This window comes from Pseudoalteromonas sp. LC2018020214, assembly GCF_016598755.1.
GTDB lineage: Bacteria > Pseudomonadota > Gammaproteobacteria > Enterobacterales > Alteromonadaceae > Pseudoalteromonas > Pseudoalteromonas distincta.
Genome location: NZ_CP066804.1, coordinates 3,138,165 through 3,158,112 on the forward strand (window position 1 = coordinate 3,138,165; position 19,948 = coordinate 3,158,112).

Sequence of the window (19,948 nt, forward strand, 5' to 3'; positions counted from 1 at the left end):
ACTGCTATTATTAATTAAATATATCACTCCAATCGCGATTAATAAGCGCGAGTACTTCGGTATTAGGTACCGGTTTACTAAATAAATACCCTTGGAAATGCTTGCACCCTCTCGCCTTTAAAAAAGCAAGTTGGTGCGAGCTTTCTACGCCTTCCGCGACACACTCTTTGCCTAAACTATCTGCAAGCGCGAGTGTTGATTGGATAATGGCCTCATCATCAGAATCTATGCCTATGTCTTGTACAAAGCTTCTATCTATTTTTAGTACATCAATAGGAAAACGTTTTAAATAGGTAAGCGATGCGTAACCTGTACCAAAATCATCCATGTACAATCTACAACCCAACTTTTTAAGTTGTTCCATGCTGTGCAGCGCTTCTTTTGAATCACGCATTAATATTGATTCGGTTATTTCAAAAACAATTGCCTCAGATGATACACCTGAATTATTTAACGCTTTTTTAATTTCAGGTACGAGTTCTTTAAACTCAAAATCTAGTGCCGATAAGTTAATAGATAAATACAGGTTAGGTGAGGCTTTTCGCCACTCTTTTAACTCCAATAAAGCGCGCGCAAAGGTCTGCAGCATAATTTTTGTAATTAAGCCTATCCCCTCTGCAGCCAGCGAAAACTCTTGAGTTTGTACTAGTTTATTTTCGGGCCAACGCAGCAGTACTTCAAAACCTTCTGTTTTTTGGCTCTTAGCATTAATAATAGGCTGATAGTAATTACAAAACTCTTCTTCTCGATACGCTCTAGTAAGCTGAGATTCAAGATGCAGCGCTCTTTGAACATGCTGGTTCATCTCTTGCTTATAAAACTGGTAGCGCCCTTCTAAAGAGTCTTTTGCATGATATAACGCTATGCTCGCAGCTTTTAAAAGTGCGGGGCCTTGCTCTGCGTCATCTGGCGATATCGACACACCAATACTTAAATTAACGTTTACAACTTGGCCATTAATCGCAATATTTTGATTCACGCAATCCATCAACTTAGTGCATATTATAAGTACTTGCTCTATCTGATGAATATCTTCTACTAGCACAACAAACTCATCGCCACCAAATCGCGCAACACTATCCGATGGTCGCAAAGAGCACTTTAAGCGCTCAGCAACTTCTTTAATTAGCTCATCAGCCGCTTCGTGCCCTAATGAGTCATTAAAGTATTTAAAACGTTTAATATTGATATGTAACAAAGCCACTTTGCATCCATGCAGTTTTGCTTGTTCAAGGGCGTGTTCAACGCGGTCATTAAATAATGTACGATTTGGCAGCCCAGTTAAGGCATCGTAGTTGGCCAATAAGTGCAGTTCGTTTTCAGCTGATTTTTGTGCGTTTATATCGGTTAAAATAATGACATAACTATTAAGGCGCTGCTCGTTATCGGCCACTGCACTTATTTTCACAAGTACATGACGCGATTCACCATTAGCTAAAACCACACTGTCTTCACACGAAAAATGCTCCCCAACAGATAGCTTTTGCATAATACGTAAATAATCAAAACGATTGCTGCGCGATATACCTAAATTTAAAGTTCGGCTAGATAACGACTCTGCGGAGAAGTTAAAGGCGGTTTGCAGTGATTTATTAGAAGCCCGAATATTTAAGTTTTTATCGAGTATAAACACCCAATCACGCGTTTGCTCAAACGCTGCCGTAAATAGTAAAGCATGCTCTTCAAACACCATTTCACGGGTCATATTTGTATAAGTTCCCGCTACTTTTTGTGGTGTTTTATCATCCCACTCAACGACTTTTCCAAAGTCCTTATACCAGCGCCAATAGCCTTTTGCATGACGCAGGCGATAAGTACAATTAAAGTAACCTTTATCAGTAGATAAAAATTCAAGCCACTCTAAGCGAAATAATTGTTTATCTTGCGGATGAATTTTAGATAAATATTCATCAAGGCTTACGGTTTCATTTTCGTAGCCTAACTCACTCGCTAAGCGAGGTTGGTAAATGCTTGGATTGCTCGACTCCCAATCCCATACACCCGATTCGCTGCCTTCAAGCGCTAATTTTAAACGCGCTTCGCTTTCTTTACTTTCTTTATTTGCTGCCAATAAAATACGCTGAATTTTATTACGGCGCATAACCCACATAGCAACAAAACCAATAAACAGCATGGCGTAAAGCACCATAAAATAAGGTGCACGCCAAAGCGGATACTTTACTTTTATTTTTAAAATAGCAGGCGAGGTATATTCGCCAGTCAGGGGGTCTTTAGCCCAAACTTTTAATTGGTAATTACCTGGATTCAATTTTGGAAACAATACGCGGTTGTTATTTCGAGTATAACTTTTTTGTCCGTTATCGAGTTGATACTCATAAATGATGCGTTCTTGATTACTAAATGCCATAGCCGAAAATGCCACTTCAAGCCCAATATCATCATGATTTAACACAACTTCGTTGAGCGGCTGTTTTAAATCAAGCGATAGATCTCGTGACATTAAATCAACTCGCGTAATATTTACGTGATCGATAAGTGATTGGTAATTTTGGTTTTCCATTGGGTGAAAATAAGTAAAACCTTTTAAGCTACCATACGCAATATGGCCATCTTTGAGCTGTGCCATGGCGTTACTATTAAACTCAGCAGAGAGTAGCCCTTCTGACGTAGAAAATTGTTGAAAATGAAGTGTTTCTGGGTTTAATCGCCAAATGCCTTTATGGCTACTCATCCAGATCATGCCATCATCATCTAGCACCATATCGTAAAGCAATGTGCCTAATTTATTCTTCTCTAAATCGATTGTATGTACTAATTGATAAGTAGATGCGTCAAGGCCTATCAAGCCAAAATTAGAAAGTGATATCCACAATATATTGTTGTTATCAATTAAATAAGAAAGCACGCTAATGGCTACGTTTTCGTGCTGCTTTGGCACTTTGTAAATCATTTTAAGTGCTAAATCACTTGGGTTTACTTGATATAAAATTCCAGCATTAAAAAATAGTGGCGAGTCTGGCTTATTGCTCAACGCGGGTAAAAAGCCATGAGCTAAAAAGGGTTCGAATTGATCAAACTGGCCACCCAGACGCGTTATTACTTGAGAATCTATATTGTATATAAATACCCCATGATCTGAGTGCACAAAGTATAGATCGCCATTTGGCATGAGTGTTACGCCATGCACTCTACCAGTAATCAGCTCTTGATCAGCAGGATTATGTACTTTAGGTTCGCTAACTTGATGCGTTACAGGGTCAAAAATAAATAAACCACGGTTTGTATAAAGCCATAAATTATCTTTATAGGGCGTTATTTCATATACGGTAAACTCCGTGGTGAGTAAGTCGACTTTGTAGTCTTTTAAATAAGCTTTACCAATATTTGTTTTTAAATCAACCTCAGTAATACCGTTATGCGTTGCAAGCCAAAGCTTGTCTTTATATTCGGTAATCCCCCAGATAGAGTGATGTGATAAACCATCCCCCCCGAGCAAAGTGCCATCGACATTATTAAAATGATAGCTGTCGTGAGATAAGTAAAACGCTCCATCAGTCTTAGTCGCAACCCATGTACCACCCGATTTATCTTTAGCCATATCAATAATACTGGTATCGGCAAGTGTGTACTTACTTTTGGCTATTCGAGTATTTTTAATCATCTCTTTTGTGTTTAAATCAAATTTAAACAAGCCTTTGTCGGTAGCTAAATCTATTGTTCCGTGTTCGTTTACTATGCTCCAAACATTTAAGTCACTTAGTAATACTTTACTTTTAAAAGGTAAATCTGGGCGTTCAAACATTTTTGATAAGTTACTAATATCAACTTCGTATAAGCCTTGTACCGCCCCGACTAACAACTGTTTATTTTCACCTAATGCGAACGACTTAACATTATTTTGGTAAATATGTTCAGCTTCACCTTTTAAGTGCTGTAGGGGTCTAACTTGCTCTGTGGCAATATCAAATACGTATGCACCATGGCTTGTACCTATAAATATATAACCATTGTAGGCAAACAGCTTTCTCACAAGGGTATTTTTATATTTAGCAGGCAGCTCAAAAATAGTTGTTATTTTTCCGGTTGCTATATCAAGCTTTGCAAAATCGCGGCCTCGCCCAATCCAAAGTGTTTTTTTATCAACGGCCACCATACTAAAAACAGACTGATTGATAATTTCTTCTTCACTGGTAGGTTTTTCTAGAAATTGCTGATATGAATCTGTTACGGGGTCGTATCTAAATAGGCCTGCAAGTAACGAGGCAATCCAAATGTGTCCTTGAGGGTCTTGGTAAATACGATCGATGATCGCCTCTTCTAACTCACCATTAGGGCCATTTATTGGAATAACTTGATAGCCATCATAACGATTAAGCCCGGCCTCTGTCGAAAGCCAAAGGTAACCGTTAGTGTCTATAAGCATTGTATTAACGTAGCTTTGCGATAAGCCTTCGCTTGGAGATAAACGTTTTACTTGTGCCCCTACTTGGCAACTTAGAATAGTTATTAAAACTACAAAGCAACTAATGATCCCATTAACGCATTTACTCATGCTTATTCCATATTATTATTTATTATTATGGGTACTCTAGAGCGACTATATTTCGATGTTTGTAAGTATCAAAAAGTACTTGTAAAGCAAGAGTATATGTTAACACCTGGTTAAAACCAATAGCACAATATAAATCAGCTACGTTTTCATATGCGAAGGTCTTTATCTCTCTATTTTGCGACTTTAAGAGTGTTGAAAGCAATTGTTTTGCAATCCCTTTACCGCGATGTTCCAGCGCAACAAACATGGTAGATAAAAATAAAAACTCTGTTTTATCTTGTAACCTACATGCTGCCACTATTTCATTATTATAGTAAGTAACCCATACCTTATCTTGTTTATTAGCACGCCCTCTTACGCTGTGCTTTTTGTAAAATTTATTCACAAGTGGGGTTTTTAGTTCATTTAACACTTCAACTTTATACATTTTTATATCGATATTTAGCTAAGCATTAGCGCTAAATACTGTTCAAACTTTTGTTTCAAAACCATTTGCTCTGCCATTGGGCGGCTGTGGATTGTGTTGTAAACTTGCTCTCTCGTTTTTTTATTACGCTTAATTTGATACGCCCAAAAAGACGCTTCATAATCTAACTGAATTTGATATTTTTCTTCACGTGGTAATAGGCATAAATTAAAACTCACAATACTTCCTCATTCGCTTTTAAGATTATTTGATTCCCCCTCTAAACTGGGCAAGAGGTAATCTCCTTGTTATTATACGCGTCTTATTTTATTTATTTCTGTAGTAATTGGAACTGATAATGAATAGACATTTTAGTATCTTGTTATTATTGGTAAATTTATTTTTTAGTGCCTCTTGTTTTAGTCATCAATACAACCTCACTTTTAATCGTCCGCAAAGTACACCTCAAGCTGATTATGCCTTAAAGCTATTAAAGTTAGCATACGCAGATATCGGTTTTAAAATACATATAATCGATTTTAGTCACCAAAATGCTTTGCTCGCTGCAAATAATGGCGTACTTGATGGGCAGTTAGGAAGAGATGCAAGCGTTGAAGAAAATTACGAAAACTTAATTAGGGTCGATTATGAGCTATTTAAGTTTGACTTAGTATTATATAAAAACTGTTTACCTAACAGTTTAGAACAGCTCGATAGCGTCGCAATTGTTGATGGCTACCCTGTGCAAGAACATTATTTAGCAAGCACACAGTTTGCAGGAAATATTATTAAAGTTAAAAGCATGAATACCCAACTTAATTTGCTTGCTCAGAAAAAAGTACAGGGAGCTTTAATGATTAACTTTATAATGCAAAACAATGAGCTCCCGTCACCTCAAGGCTGTTTTGTAAAAGAAGTATTGAGTACTTATCCGCTTTATCATTATTTAAATAAACGTAATGAAAACTTAGTAGAAAAGCTTAAAATGTCATTAATTAACCTAACTAACAATGGCACTGTGTACGCACTAAGAGCCAAATATGGATTAAGCTTTTAAAAGTCGAACCCTTGCTGCTGCGCCTGTGTGCTTGGCACTGCATTTTGCTGCTTTTTTTGAAGGTAGCGCTTGTAGCGCTGCTGGCACAAACTAAGCACCTTCTTTTTTTGGTCGTTCGATAAGGTATTCCACGAAAAGCGCTCATCCCGACTACGATAACACCCTTTGCAATACCCTCTGTTGTTAACTAAGCAAATACTTTTGCAAGGACTTGGAATATCAAATATTTCAATTTGTTGCATGCATAAGGACCGCCCAGTTGAAGAGGAGGTATTAGTATAGCGTTATTTTTGAGCAAAAAAAAAGCAGCAATTTAATTGCTGCTTAGTTTTGTTGAGCTGGGATTATTAATACTCACAGCTATTGGTATTTATCTCTGTTTTACGGTGAAATGGCTTAGCGTACATGGCCAGCACTAACGGTTTTAACTCTTCTGGTACACAGGCTAAACGCTGTTCAAACGTCGCTGTATCTGGAGAGTCTATTACCGCCTCTTTACAGCCACCAGCAATGTAATTACCAGGGTGCAAATAAAACGAATCTACAATTTGCCTATCAATTGTTTTAGCAAGCTCTTCAGCACTATCACATTTAGATTCGATTGGCTGTCCAAATGCTAAATGCACATGCCCTTTAGCTGAACTAAAACCTTCAACAATACTGGCAATATCTTCACCCGCTGACTTAATATATTCACCATGATGCTGTTTATGATAAAGCTCTTTAGCCTTAGCAATTGCACACGGTTCATATTGATAAGAAATAGAAACAGGCACTATTTTTAACTCTTTAATATAATCGCCAAATTCTTTCTTTTGTTTACGTCCATTTAATTGCAACATTTTTAAAAGGGCAGGATCTGTTTGATCAAAACCATCTTTTGCACGCCCTTCTTTTTGTGCAATCCAAATAGAATTTCCACCGATTAAAGAGTCATAGATATATGACGATAACTGGGTTAATGCTTTTAACATTTCTTTTGGTGCTTTAGCAGAGCGCTTAACAATAAAACTTTTATTTAAACGCATCAGCTCAGTAATGTAAGGTATTTGCAATAAATTATCGCCAATAGCAATACGCACTGTTTTCATTTTATGCTGATATAAACCCCAATTAACTAATGCAGGATCAAGCACTATGTCTCTGTGGTTTGAAATAAATAAATAGGCCTGATTAGCGTCTAACTGCTCTAGCCCAGAAAAGGTAACTTTTGATGTGGTGCGCTTCACTAGTTTATCTAAGTATTGCGCCACTTCATTTTGCACATCTTCAACGGTGCTTACTTTGCCCCATTTTTTGCGTAACTGACTTCTTACCATTGGACGTGCAATAAAAGGCACTGCCGACAAAAAGCGCGGTAAATTATACTTTGCTATTACATCAATAAACGCATCATCGTTAATCAAACGTGTAAGCGACGCCGCAACTTCGTCGTCGTTGTATGGGCGTATATCTGCGTATTTATCTTCTAATTCACTCATTACTACATCTACAATGTTAAAAAACGGCACGCTAAAGCGCACCGTTTATGTCTATATCCGATTATAACTCAGCCAATCTAAAATGCGAAATAACCAAAAAAACGATTTTTTATTTTAGCAACTTGCTTTAAAGCCGAGTTTAATTACCTTCTATGACCACAGGCTTGCTTATAAGTGCAAAAAAACTGATCAGTCTAGCAAAATACCATGTTCTCAATCTGTTAGTGGGCAGACCACTACTACATAGCCCTCTAATCATTTGGTAGTAATACCATTAACAAAGCCTTTCTTTCGTAGTACCTTAAGCCCATATTTTAGATTTTTGATGGATCGTAAGCCTCTTTTTTACGATTTTAACTCTTTCAGATCCACTTATTTTAGGGCTCATAATGAACATTACTATTCTTGATAACGCAACGTTAGCTAAAACATCTCTTTCGTGTATAGAACAACTTGGTAAATTAACGACTTATGAGCTTACCAGCCCAGAGCAAGTTATTGAGCATTGCCAAGGCGCTGATGTATTAATCACTAATAAAGCAGTTTTAAATCGCGATACGATTAGTCAGCTAACACCGCTGAAATTAATTTGCGTAAGTGCAACCGGTACTAATAATGTTGATTTAGAAGCCGCTAAAGAATTTGGTATTGCCGTAACTAATGTAGCTGGCTACTCAACCCCTTCAGTTGTTCAACATACATTTTCTTTAATTACTAACTTACTGGGTAACACCCACCGCTATCAGGCAGATTGCCAGCAAGGCGCATGGCAAAAAAGTGAAATGTTTTGCATACTCGATTACAGCTTTAACGACTTACAAGGTAAAACATTTGCCATTATAGGCGGCGGTACACTAGGCAAAGGCGTTGCTAAAGTGGCTGAGGCATTTGGCGCTAATGTTATTGTTGCAGAGCGCAAAGGGGTTAAATGTCGTGATGGTCGTACGCCTTTTGAAGACGTCATTAAAACAGCCGATATAATCAGCGTACACTGCCCGCTTACAGATGAAACACGTGATTTAATTGCACTTAATGAGCTTAAAATGATGAAGCCAAGCGCTATAATTATTAATACAGCACGTGGTGGTATTATTAACGAAGCCGACTTAGCAACAGCGCTTGAGCAAAACCTAATTGCTGGAGCGGGTGTTGATGTACTAACTAAAGAACCTGCTGAAGCTTCAAATCCACTTGCTAATTACACAGGCAATAACTTATTACTTACTCCACATATTGCATGGGCAAGTACTGAATCTATTGTGCGTTTAATTAATGAAGTAAGTTTAAATATTGCGGCATTTACTAAAGGTGAATCACGCAACCGCTTGGTTTAGTCATTTTATTGTAGTAATCAAATAAGCTAAAAAATGGCTGTTTTTACTAATATATTTAATATTTTATTAGATAAAAACAGCTTAACTCACTTAACAAACTGATTCATAACAACTTATCAATATGGTCTACTCTTTGCTTTAATACAGTTAATAACCAATTAAAAATCTTATTAAGGTAAATAAAAATGAAAAAATCACTTTTAGCAGCCGCTTTAATCGCTCCATTTTTAACAGGCTGTGTTATTGCCGTGTCAGATGGCGAAGCTGAGACTCATTGGGCAGGAAAAAACTCATCAAGCTGGCAAGCACAGCATAAAAATAATCGTGAAGTTATATCAGAGCTAAAAATGGATAGCAGCTATCAGTCTGTTTTAACGCAATTAAAAACGCCTAATTTCACTGAGCTATTAAAAAAAGATGATGATGTATACCAAGTACTTTTTTATGTAACGCATAGCAAGCATTCAGATTCAAAAACAACAAAAGATGAATGTACGCCACTTGTATTTAAAAATGATAAGTTAGTGGGCATTGGTGACACCGCTTTAGGTATGATCACGCAGTAACCAATAAAAAATGTTTGATACAAAAACGCCAATATATAAATATTGGCGTTTTTGTATATTAAGTTTTTAGCGTGCGACTATTCTATCTCGCCCTGCATCTTTAGCGGCATATAAGCCTAAATCGGCCTCTTCTAATAATGCTTGCTCAGCATACACTTTACCACTTTGTGTAGTGGCAATACCTATACTTATAGTGATGTGGTCTGCATTTAATGAAGCTTTGTGTTCTATATTCAAAGCATTTACAGCATTGCGTAATTTATTAGCAAACTCCATTGCTTCATGCCTATCAATTCCTGGTAGCACAGCAGCAAATTCTTCTCCGCCATAACGAGCAATAAAGTCACTGCCACGTTCACATTGAGCCGCAAGTGCTTGCGCAACATTCTTTAAACACTCATCGCCAGCACGGTGTCCGTAGCAATCGTTGTAACGTTTAAAGTGGTCTATATCCATAAGTAACACCGATAGCGGTGTTCCACTTCGCTTACTGCGGCGCCATTCTCGAGATAAGTTTTCATCAAGGTAGCGTCTATTTGGTATTTCAGTTAAGCCATCTATCGAAGCTAGCATTTCTAGCAAATCATTTTTTTGCTTTATGAGGAGTTGGTTGCGCACTCTAACGCGAACAATAGAAGGACTAAATGGCTTGGTTATGTAGTCCATTGCACCGAGCTCTAAGCCCTTTGCTTCATCATCATGGCTACGATTGGCTGATATAAATATAATAGGAATAGACTGAGTTATTGGGTTTTCTTTAAGCTCCACAAGTACTTGATAGCCGTCAATTCCAGGCATAATTACATCAAGGATTATTAAATCAACTTGCGCTGTTTTTACAAAGGTCAGTGCTTTTTCACCACTTTCAACTAAGAACACGTCGTGTTCTGCTTTAAGTGTTTTTTCAAGTACTAATCTGTTGATTGGATCATCATCCACAATAAGTACTTTAGCTCTTTTCGACATCCCTAACCCCTAGCCCTTTTATAAAAACAATTACCTGTTCTAGCTGTATGATAAGCTCTTGTAGTGTAATCTCAATAGGCTTATTAGTTGTTTTAAGCGTTCTTTCACACAATAAAGCACAATGTGATAATCGTCTAAAACCTAAATTACCTGCTACACCCTTGATACTATGCACTAAACGTACCAAATCATCCTTATTGGTTGTTTCTTCTAGTTGCGATAGCTGGGTTTCACACAAGCTAGCAAACTTATCAATCATCGTATTAAGTAGTTTTTCATCCATACTAAACTGCGTTAAAGCAAATGATTTTTCAAAAAAGCTTGGTTTAACTAAGTTTAAGTCAGCAATTGCATCAATAAGTACTTTAGCAACAACCGGTTTAGTTAAATGTTTATTCATGCCGCACTTTAAAGAACGTTCTACATCAGCAGGCTCGCAATGAGCCGTTAAAGCAAAAATAGGCAGTTGCTTTGCGTCAAACTGTTGACGAATCAAAGCGGTTGCTTGACAGCCATCGATTTTCGGCATTTGCACATCCATCAATATTAAGTCAGGCTTTAAAACTTGCAATAATTCCATACCAATTGATGCGCTTAAAGCCGTGACAACATTTACGTTTGCTTGGCGAAGAACACTGCTAATTATTTCTAAGTTAAGCTGATTATCATCAATTGCTAATACAAGTAGACCCGATATATCAGCTTTACTTTCAGTTGCACTGTGAACTGCCGCACTTGTATTAACTATAGGCTTTTGCTGAGAGTTCAAACTAAATAGCCTTTGCCCTAATGCCGATGCTTTAACGTGATGCGCAGCTAAGTGCTCGCTTGTCGGTAAATTAAGTGTGTGCTGATGATTAATAATAATTACCGATGTTTCTTTAGCTGATAACGAATCATTAATCGCTTCAACATTTAAAAGTGCAGGTAAGTCAGCTGCATCAATTATTATTTTTTGAGTATTAGAGAGCTTAATTGGGTATTTTAGTACTTCATCTAAATTAATATTAGCAAGTTCGTTATATGCATTTGTCACCTGCTTAAGCTCTTTACTTTGATCAGATAAAATAGCCAATGTATTAGTCGGTAACACTGTGTTTTTAGTGGTATCAACTAAAAAGCTAATACTGAAATAAAATTCGCTGCCGTGGCCTTTTTTACTCTTTAAAGCAATCTCCCCACCCATTAACGACACTGCATGTTTAACAATAGCTAAACCTAGCCCAACCCCTTGGTGTATGCGGGTTGAAGATTCATCACCTTGAGTAAAAGCATCGAATAAGCGACTTTGATCGGCTTCATCTATACCCATGCCAGTATCAATTACTTTAAAGCAAATATGCTGTTGCTCTAGGCTATCGCTTTCAATAAGTTCCATTTTTAAAGTAATGGAACCTGTTTTTGTAAACTTAACGGCATTAGTTAATAAGTTACCTAATATTTGCTGCAAACGTATACTGTCGCATATCAAATCAGGTGCTATTAGCGGGTCAATATCAATAAAAAATTCAATACCTTTTCCTTCGCACAATGGAGCCGTTAAGCTTTCACAAATATCTACTAGCTCAACCATGCTAAAAGACGCTTGTTTTAAATCGGTTTGCGAACCTTCAATACGTGCAAAATCAAGCATTCTATTAAGCATTAATAACAAGCTTTGTGCTGCATGCTTAGCTTGATCCGTTTGTTGTAATTGCTTTTGCGTTAAGCCTTGCTCAATTAACATATCAAGCAACCCTAAAACAGCGTTCAAAGGGGTACGTATTTCATGACTTAAATTGGCTATAAAGCGGCTTTTAGCTAGGGTTGCTCGTTCGGCATCAAGTTTTGATTTAGTTAAGGCACTTACATCCTGAATGTGTATAACATAATAAGCTGGATCGCGGTTTTCATCCCAGACAAGCGATACACTTAGTTGCAACCAGCTTGTTAAACCCCCTTGAGCAAGCGTTAAATGGTATACGCGTTTTTTGTCATCTAGCAATTGCGCTAATGTGCTTTTTATTTGCTGCCATTGGGAGTCATCAAATAATGCTTTTAACTGCTCCCCAACTAGTACTGGCTGATCAGAAAACTGCTTTCTTGCTGCTTTATTAACTTGTAATATTGTGTGTTCAAGCGAGAGTAAAACCACGCAGTTAGCCGCAAATTCAATGGCACTTCTAAATTTAGATTCAGATGATTTTAAGGCCAATAATGTTTGTTGCTGTTCAGTAATATCGCGGCCAATACCCATGGTTCCTAACAGGTGTTGGTGCTCGTTATAAAAAGGTGCAATAGTAAGTTGATACGATTTTGTATCGGTTTCTATTCGCTGTTCAACACTATTTCTGTTTTGTAATACTTGTTTTTCAAGCGCATTTATTTGCTGATCATTGTCACCTAAATCATCTACATATTTACCAACTAATGCAGTTTGATCTTTACCGATATACGCCTCAAATGCTTTATTGCATCCTAAGAATGAACCATCAATATTTTTAAAGTAAATAAGGTCTGGCACACTGTTTAGCATAGTGTTGAGTAAAGCTAAGTGGCGCTCTTTCGCTTCGTAACTGCGGCTAAGCTTTTCTGATTGCAGCTGAACTTGGTCGTCCAGAGCTTTATTTGCACTTTGTAATGAATCAACTAACTGTTTGTTTTTAGTAAATACACGCTTCACTTTAGAAAACCAAGGTTGCCAGCTCAGTGGTACTTTGTAATTTAGCTGCTCTTCTTGTTGTGTACCGTTACTCTCAAGGTATGACATTAAGTGAGTCATCGGCTTTATAAAAATGCGCTGACTTAACCAAAAAAACACGCCAAACATAATACTTAAAAATAGCGTTAAAAAAGTAAACTCTAGTAATATCTCATACTTAATTGAGCTTATTAATTGGGGTTTGTGCTCGTAAAATGCTGCGTGAATAGGTAACTCATCCATAGGCTGCATAAAGTAATTACTATCACTAGTTAATACTGTTTTTTGACTCTGATAATTGGCCAAGTCTGGCCAATAATTTTTTAACGCAGTCGCTTGCTCTATTATCTGTTTAGAGCTGGCGATAATTTGATGCGATTGGTTCATAAAAACGTATTCACCACTGTTCGGTGACACCTTTTTTAACCATCCAGAAATTGCTTGAACATCATAAATTAAAATAATGTAATCGGCTGAGCCAGTGCTTCGTTGTCGACCAATAGCAAAATACGAATTGTCATTCACTTTAACAATAGGGCTTGAAGTAAGTTTGTTTTGCGCAAATTTTGGCTTAAATTTTCCATTTAAAATTTCAGTAAGCATTAAACTTTGGCTTTTGTTGTGCCTGCTTACATAAGCAAAACCATTATCATCAACATACGCTACAGCAGATAACGACTGCATTAACGCAAGCGTTGTATTAAACGAAGGCCCTAATGTAATAGCCTGCTGCCACTGCATTAATGCCTTAGCAGATAACGCAAACTCACCTTTACCCACTATTTCAGTACTTTGATCAATAAAATGACGATAATAGTAACCATCATATTGATTTATGCCTTCGAGCAAATCTTGGTTTATTTTGGGATAAGTCGCTTGCTCGTATAAGTTAAACATGGTGGTAAGTAGATTACTCACCGAGTCCATCCCGTGAGTAACCTGTGCTGAAACATTTGTAAAGTCAGCTTGGCGTTTTTCAACCGTCCGCTCAAGCTTTATATTATATAAGTGCAAGCACAGTAAAAAAGCGACAATCAATGGCACTAACAGCGCAATAAATAATGAACGATAATAATGCTTCAGAGGTAAAAAATTCAATGTACTGCCTGCCATTTGGCTCGAAAATCAATCGATAGACTATCGAGCCAATTTGTTAAGCGCAAGTTATAAATTTTCTTCTGCAAATGACGCTAAGCGACTACGCACAACACCGTTGAGGTTTATTGTTGCGCTGCCTTCAAAGTTTTTAAAGCGCTCTACTATGTACGTCAAGCCCGATGTTACTGGCGTTAAATAGTTACTATCTATTTGCGCCAAGTTACCTGTACAAATTAATTTAGTACCTTCGCCGCAGCGAGTAATAATCGTCTTAAGCTGAGATGCCGTTAAATTTTGGCTCTCATCTAAAATTACCACTGCATTTTGAATGCTACGCCCGCGCATAAAGTTAACCGATTTAAACTGTACATTAGCCTTCTCCATTATGTAATTTCGACTCGATATTGGATTTTCGTCGCCTTTGTGCAATACCTCCAGCGTATCAGTGATAGCTGCAAGCCATGGCGCCATTTTTTCCTCCTCCGTGCCTGGTAAAAACCCAATAGACTCTGCTATTTCTGGCGTATTACGGGTAACTATTACTTTATCGTAAATACCTTTTTCGATGACCATTTCAAGGGCGCTGGCAAGTGCTAACAAGGTTTTACCACACCCTGCTGGTCCTGTTAAAATAACAAGTTCAATACCTGTATCCAGTAATGCATCTAATGCCATCCCTTGATAAATATTTTTGGGCTTAACGCCCCATGCTTGTTGATGCATTAAACGTTCAATACCAATATCTTTGAGCGTTATGTGCTCGTCATCGTACGATTTAACGCGCGCCGCAAACTGCTCCCCTCCATCAAGTAAATATTCATTACAAAATACATCAGGTACTAAGTTTTTAGGCACATGATGAAACGTATCGAGCCCGTGCTGCTGCGTATTACACTCCCCTACATGATCCCAAAAATCCCCTTCAATTTTTTTATAACCACTAGTGAGTAGGCTTATATCGTCAATAAGTTGATCGGTGCGGTAATCCTCAACATATTTAAGCCCGGCGCCTTTGGCTTTTAAACGCATGTTTATGTCTTTTGTAACAAGTATTACTTTTGAATCACTGTGCTGCTTTTGTAAGTACACGGCGCAATTAATAATACGGTGGTCGTTTTCGTTACCAGGCAAACCAGAAATGGAGTCGGCAAATAAATGGTCGTTTACAATAATGAGGGTACCTGCAGAGCTCGCTTTTGCCTTTTTGTTACTCGGCAGCGCCACGCCTTGTAGCATTTGTTCAGGCGTTGCATTTTTAAGAACTTCATCTAATCCACGAATAGCGACGCGCGCATCACGGCTTACGTCGTGTTTTCTGTCTTTTATATGGTCAAGTTCTTCAAGCACCGTCATCGGAATTACAACGTCATGCTCTTGAAAAGACAAATAAGCGAGTGGTTCGTGAAGTAGTACGTTGGTATCTAGCACATACATTTTACTTTCAAGGTTCGAAGCTTTTTCCATAGCACTTTCCTTACGTTTTATGATTTTTATGCTATACCAAAATAACTAAGTAAAACGGGCAAAACTTAAACCTGCAATACTTAATTGCTAAGGCATAATGTAAGTTTAGTCTATTTGTCATAAAAGTCCGTTTTATTACAAACTGTAATTAGTTTTGATTTACCTAAAAAAGAGTCATAAACAAGCTGTTTTAATAGTAATAATTAACACTTACAAAATTAATTAAAAGTGAGCCAAATAGCGCCTTGCAGTGGTGTTAGCTTACAGGTAACATAGCCGCCTTTTTCATCATAGACGAGACATACATGAATTTTTCCTTAGGTCAGCGTTGGATCAGTGATACAGAGTCAGATTTAGGATTAGGCACCGTTGTTGCCATTGAAGGCCGTCAGGTCAGCATATTATTTCCTGCCAGTGGTGAAAACCGTGTTTATTCTAGTGCAGAGGCACCTGTTACCCGTGTGGCATTTAATCCTGGCGATGTGATCAAAAGCGTTGAAGAATGGGAATTAGAAGTAGAGTCTATTGAAGTACAAGGCGAGTTACTCTGTTATCACGGCACCCGTGTTGATAATGGCGAAACGGCTAAACTTAAAGAAACCTTTTTAGATCATTTTATTAAGTTTAATAAACCACAAGATCGTTTATTTGCAGGCCAAGTCGATCGTTTTGATCGCTACACACTTCGCTACCAAACGTGGTTACATAAATTTGAACGTGAGCAATCGCCTATTAAAGGCTTAATTGGTCAGCGTGCTAATCTTATTCCACACCAGCTTTATATTGCCCAAGAAGTGGGTAAACGTTTTGCACCACGCGTACTTTTATCAGATGAAGTAGGCCTTGGTAAAACAATTGAAGCGGGCATGATACTACATCAACAAATTATTAGTGGCCGTGCGAGTCGCGTACTTATTGTGGTGCCTGAAAACTTACAGCACCAATGGTTAGTAGAAATGCTACGCCGCTTTAACTTACGCTTTTCTATTTTTGATGAAGAGCGCTGCGACGAAGCGTTTGCAGATTCTCCAAACGTATTTGATACAGAGCAACTAGTACTTACCAGCCTTGAGTTTTTAACCAAGAAAAAACGTTGGTTTGAACAAGCAACGCTTGCTGATTGGGATCTTTTAGTAATAGATGAAGCCCATCATCTAAGTATCAATAACGGCAAGCCAAGCTCAGAGTACCAACGTATGGCAGAGCTTAGCCAAGATATTCCGGGCCTTATTTTGCTTACAGCAACGCCTGATCAACTTGGTCACAGCAGTCACTTTGCGCGTTTACAATTACTCGATCCGGATCGTTTTTACGACTACGACGTGTTTAAAGAAGAAGAAGCAAATTATAAAGACGTAGCGCAAGCTGCAAATCAATTACTGCAAGAGCAAGCTCTGGACGACGCAGCCAAAGCCACGCTAATTGAGCTATTAAAAGAAACCGATATTACTGATATTCTTGAAAAAGCACAGCAAGGTGATTTACCAGCGCGTAAAGAAATACTTAACATGCTACTCGATCGCCACGGCACAGGTCGTATATTATTCAGAAATAGTCGCAGCGGCATTGACGGCTACCCAAGCCGTAAATTACACGCCTACCCAATGGCATTACCAAAGCAGTATAAAACGGCTATGTCGGTTCTTGGTAACATGGGCGGCATTCAAAACCCTGAACTAAGTGCACACCGTGCTCTGTTTCCTGAAAAAATATTTCAAGAATTTGAAGGCGAAAGCGCAAGCTGGGGTTTATTCGATCCACGCGTAGATTGGTTAATCGACACCCTTAAAACACTTAAGCGCGAAAAAGTACTGCTTATATGTGCTAAAGCTGAAACAGCTATCAGCCTTGAGCAAATACTGCGTGAACGCGAAGCTATTAAAGCGTCGGTATTTCACGAAGGCATGTCGATTATTGAGCGTGACCGCGCTGCTGCATTTTTTGCAGACGAGTACGATAATGCACAAATATTACTGTGTTCAGAAATTGGCTCAGAAGGTCGTAACTTCCAGTTCTCGCATCACTTAGTGTTGTTTGATTTACCACTGAACCCAGATTTGCTCGAACAACGTATTGGTCGATTAGACCGTATAGGCCAAACACAAGATGTGAACATTCATGTGCCATATTTTGAAAACACCGCTCAAGAAGTACTGCTACGTTGGTATAACGAAGGTCTAGATGCATTCGAATCTACATCAACAACTGGGCAAATGCTTTATAAAGAATTCCGTGATGACCTACTTGAATATATTTCTGCGCATAATTGCGATGAAGACGAACTCGATCCATTACTTGAGCAAGTAGCACAACAAAATGCGGTACTGCGTAAAAAAATGGAAAGCGGACGAGATCGTTTACTAGAGCTACATTCATCGGGTCAAGGTGCTGCCGATTCGCTTGTAACTGATATCGAAAAACTCGATAACCAGTTTGAATTGCCAAGCTACATGATCAACGTGTTTGACACATTTGGCGTAAGCCAAGAAGATAAAGGCGAAAACACCATTATCTTAAAGCCAACGGAACATATGTTAAATGCATCGTTCCCATCGCTTAAAGAAGACGGTATGACGGTTACCTTTGATCGCGACACTGCACTTTCGCAAGAAGACGTACATTTTATCAGCTGGGATCACCCTATGGTGCAAGGCACCATGGATATGATTTGTGACGACGACTTTGGTAGCGCATCGGTGGCTTTACTTAAAAACAAAAAGTTACCGCCTGGTACCTTTTTTGTTGAGCTTATTTTTGTTGCAGAAGCAATGGCACCAAAAGTATTGCAAGTTGGTCGCTTTTTACCGCCTACACCAATTCGTATATTACTCGATAAAGCAGGTAATAACCTAGGTGAAAACGTGGCATTTGAAGGCTTTAATCAGCAGTTATCAGCCGTTGGCCGCCAAACAGCAAGTAAGCTTGCAGGTGCATTGCAAAGCGCTGTTCACCCGATGATCACTACCGCTAAAGATATGGCACAAGAAAAACTTGAAGTTATTCGCGCAGCGTCACTTGCAAAAATGCAAACGTCACTCAGTGAAGAGCAAGAGCGACTTGTTGCCCTTAAGCAAATTAATCCGAATATTCGCCAAGAAGAAATTACCTTCTACGATAAGCAACGTAACGACCTAACTACGTATATTGAAAAAACGCAGTTACAACTTGATGCAATTCGATTAATAGTGGTTTCACACTAAATATTTAGTTTTTTGAGCCGACTCCAGAGTAAATTTAGAGTCGGCTATTAAGCTTAATTGATATAAATAGCTGTATCTTTTTAAACTTCATTTAAAAACCACGTGTTCTTATTTTACTATGAGCCAATTCTACCCTCTCCAGCTATATATTAAGCCCTTTGTTGGACTGTTGATTTTGCCCAACATAACCGTATCTAAAAACTCAAGCTGCACTCTATACAACTATTCTGTGAGATAGTTGATAGGTTTATTTTCCCTTGCATAAAGTTGTTTTTTTGTTAACCTACTCGCCTTCCATTTTAGTCTTTTTGAGGTGTTTATGGCGTTTCTATCTCGTTCGATATTGGCGTTATCCATGGCGCTCTCAAGCACTAGTGTCTTTGCTCAAGCCCAATGCGATGTTGAATTACGTCATGGTTTAATTATTACTGACGATGCAATTCGCATATTAGATAAAGGCCAAACTCGTGTCCAAATTAATAACAATAACCAACTGTTTATTCGCGGTTATTGGGTTGATTTAAGCGATGACGAAAGCAAAGTACTCGAACAGTTTAGTAATGGTATTCGCCACACAGTCCCCGAATTAGTAAACCTTGCTACCGATGGTGTTAACTTAGGTTTAAGCGCTATTGAACACGTAGTTGAAGGTATGTCAGACAAAGAACCTGAAGTACTTAAAACACAATTGCAGTATGTAGAGCGCGCGCTAATGGATAAGTTTAAGCGCGGAGATGACTTCTTTTTTATAGCCCCTCAATCACTTTCGCAAATAGATGATTTTTTTACTAAAGAGATCAGCCAGCAAATTCACTCTGCTGTGCATGGATCGTTAGGTGCTATTTTGGTATCACTTGGAGATGCGTTTAAATCGCGTGAAGGTAATATAGAAGATCGCATTAACGACATGGGGCAACGCATGGATATTATCTCAAGAGAAATTGATAAATCGCTACAAAAAAAGGCACATCAATTAGAGCTTAAGGCTTCTGAGTATTGCGAATGTTTAAATGCACTCGATGTAACCGAATCTCGCTTACAGGCAATAGTACCTGGTATGGCCGATTACGATTTAGTGCAAATAAAGTCTTAGAGTACGTATTCGTTTTTAGAATAAAATAACACCGAGTATAAATATACTCGGTGTTTTGCTTTATGATTGATTAAATGATTGATTTAAAAT

At 38.2% G+C, this 19,948-nt stretch carries 13 protein-coding genes; 5 read left to right on the forward strand and 8 right to left on the reverse strand.

The genetic code is table 11. The features are described from left to right. Positions 1–10 precede the first annotated feature (10 nt). The 3 genes from JG479_RS13990 to JG479_RS14000 are packed head-to-tail and all read right to left on the reverse strand — an operon-like array spanning position 11 to position 5,158. Positions 11–4,513 (reverse strand): EAL domain-containing protein, encoded by a 4,503-nt coding sequence (locus tag JG479_RS13990; protein ID WP_200219518.1) that lies wholly within the window; start codon positions 4,511–4,513, stop codon positions 11–13. 25 nt (positions 4,514–4,538) lie between these two features. After that, on the reverse strand, positions 4,539–4,940 hold the full coding sequence (locus JG479_RS13995; RefSeq protein WP_024596205.1) for a GNAT family N-acetyltransferase: 402 nt from the start codon (positions 4,938–4,940) through the stop codon (positions 4,539–4,541). A 14-nt stretch (positions 4,941–4,954) separates the two neighbouring features. Further along, positions 4,955–5,158, reverse strand: a complete 204-nt coding sequence (locus JG479_RS14000) for a DUF3283 family protein (protein WP_002962585.1) — start codon at positions 5,156–5,158, stop codon at positions 4,955–4,957. A gap of 119 nt (positions 5,159–5,277) precedes the next feature. Between JG479_RS14000 and JG479_RS14005 the strand changes: the two genes are divergently transcribed. After that, a complete protein-coding gene (locus JG479_RS14005) occupies positions 5,278–5,976 on the forward strand; it encodes a substrate-binding periplasmic protein (RefSeq protein ID WP_200219519.1) in 699 nt (232 codons plus the stop codon). On the opposite strand, the gene JG479_RS14010 is transcribed toward JG479_RS14005, so the two are convergent. After that, positions 5,973–6,218 (reverse strand): DUF1289 domain-containing protein, encoded by a 246-nt coding sequence (locus tag JG479_RS14010; RefSeq protein WP_008170756.1) that lies wholly within the window; start codon positions 6,216–6,218, stop codon positions 5,973–5,975. The genes JG479_RS14005 and JG479_RS14010 overlap by 4 nt on opposite strands. A 105-nt stretch (positions 6,219–6,323) precedes the next feature. Beyond that, complete coding sequence (locus JG479_RS14015) at positions 6,324–7,457, reverse strand: 1-acyl-sn-glycerol-3-phosphate acyltransferase (protein ID WP_039488367.1); 1,134 nt, start codon at positions 7,455–7,457, stop codon at positions 6,324–6,326. A 389-nt stretch (positions 7,458–7,846) separates the two neighbouring features. On the opposite strand from JG479_RS14015, the gene JG479_RS14020 reads away from it, so the two are divergent. Together JG479_RS14020 and JG479_RS14025 are read left to right on the forward strand one after the other, a co-directional pair. Beyond that, on the forward strand, positions 7,847–8,791 hold the full coding sequence (locus JG479_RS14020; protein ID WP_200219520.1) for a D-2-hydroxyacid dehydrogenase: 945 nt from the start codon (positions 7,847–7,849) through the stop codon (positions 8,789–8,791). A 185-nt stretch (positions 8,792–8,976) separates the two neighbouring features. Next, complete coding sequence (locus JG479_RS14025; protein WP_024596200.1) at positions 8,977–9,357, forward strand: DUF3192 domain-containing protein; 381 nt, start codon at positions 8,977–8,979, stop codon at positions 9,355–9,357. A gap of 66 nt (positions 9,358–9,423) precedes the next feature. Here JG479_RS14025 and JG479_RS14030 read toward each other — a convergent pair whose 3' ends face one another. The 3 genes from JG479_RS14030 to JG479_RS14040 are packed head-to-tail and all read right to left on the reverse strand — an operon-like array spanning position 9,424 to position 15,565. Further along, complete coding sequence (locus JG479_RS14030; protein ID WP_039488304.1) at positions 9,424–10,323, reverse strand: diguanylate cyclase; 900 nt, start codon at positions 10,321–10,323, stop codon at positions 9,424–9,426. Continuing rightward, on the reverse strand, positions 10,307–14,116 hold the full coding sequence (locus JG479_RS14035) for a PAS domain-containing hybrid sensor histidine kinase/response regulator (protein WP_200219521.1): 3,810 nt from the start codon (positions 14,114–14,116) through the stop codon (positions 10,307–10,309). The genes JG479_RS14030 and JG479_RS14035 overlap by 17 nt, the downstream gene beginning before the upstream one ends. A gap of 51 nt (positions 14,117–14,167) precedes the next feature. Beyond that, positions 14,168–15,565: a PhoH family protein gene (locus tag JG479_RS14040; protein ID WP_200219522.1), complete on the reverse strand. Its 1,398-nt coding sequence runs from the start codon at positions 15,563–15,565 to the stop codon at positions 14,168–14,170. Positions 15,566–15,870: 305 nt separating this feature from the next. Between JG479_RS14040 and rapA the strand changes: the two genes are divergently transcribed. Beyond that, positions 15,871–18,765: an RNA polymerase-associated protein RapA gene (gene rapA / locus JG479_RS14045; RefSeq protein WP_024595181.1), complete on the forward strand. Its 2,895-nt coding sequence runs from the start codon at positions 15,871–15,873 to the stop codon at positions 18,763–18,765. A 319-nt stretch (positions 18,766–19,084) separates the two neighbouring features. Next, entirely contained in the window at positions 19,085–19,858 is a 774-nt protein-coding gene (locus JG479_RS14050; protein WP_024595182.1) for a YggN family protein, read from the forward strand. Positions 19,859–19,948 lie beyond the last annotated feature (90 nt).

What these genes read in the sequence shown, in the direction of transcription:
- JG479_RS13990 (WP_200219518.1), bottom strand. Translation starts at nt 4,513, where the DNA reads ATGAGTAAATGCGTTAATGGGATCATTAGTTGCTTTGTAGTTTTAATA.
- JG479_RS13995 (WP_024596205.1), bottom strand. Translation starts at nt 4,940, where the DNA reads ATGTATAAAGTTGAAGTGTTAAATGAACTAAAAACCCCACTTGTGAAT.
- JG479_RS14005 (WP_200219519.1), top strand. Translation starts at nt 5,278, where the DNA reads ATGAATAGACATTTTAGTATCTTGTTATTATTGGTAAATTTATTTTTT.
- JG479_RS14010 (WP_008170756.1), bottom strand. Translation starts at nt 6,218, where the DNA reads ATGCAACAAATTGAAATATTTGATATTCCAAGTCCTTGCAAAAGTATT.
- JG479_RS14015 (WP_039488367.1), bottom strand. Translation starts at nt 7,457, where the DNA reads ATGAGTGAATTAGAAGATAAATACGCAGATATACGCCCATACAACGAC.
- JG479_RS14020 (WP_200219520.1), top strand. Translation starts at nt 7,847, where the DNA reads ATGAACATTACTATTCTTGATAACGCAACGTTAGCTAAAACATCTCTT.
- JG479_RS14025 (WP_024596200.1), top strand. Translation starts at nt 8,977, where the DNA reads ATGAAAAAATCACTTTTAGCAGCCGCTTTAATCGCTCCATTTTTAACA.
- JG479_RS14030 (WP_039488304.1), bottom strand. Translation starts at nt 10,323, where the DNA reads ATGTCGAAAAGAGCTAAAGTACTTATTGTGGATGATGATCCAATCAAC.
- JG479_RS14035 (WP_200219521.1), bottom strand. Translation starts at nt 14,116, where the DNA reads ATGGCAGGCAGTACATTGAATTTTTTACCTCTGAAGCATTATTATCGT.
- JG479_RS14040 (WP_200219522.1), bottom strand. Translation starts at nt 15,565, where the DNA reads ATGGAAAAAGCTTCGAACCTTGAAAGTAAAATGTATGTGCTAGATACC.
- rapA (WP_024595181.1), top strand. Translation starts at nt 15,871, where the DNA reads ATGAATTTTTCCTTAGGTCAGCGTTGGATCAGTGATACAGAGTCAGAT.
- JG479_RS14050 (WP_024595182.1), top strand. Translation starts at nt 19,085, where the DNA reads ATGGCGTTTCTATCTCGTTCGATATTGGCGTTATCCATGGCGCTCTCA.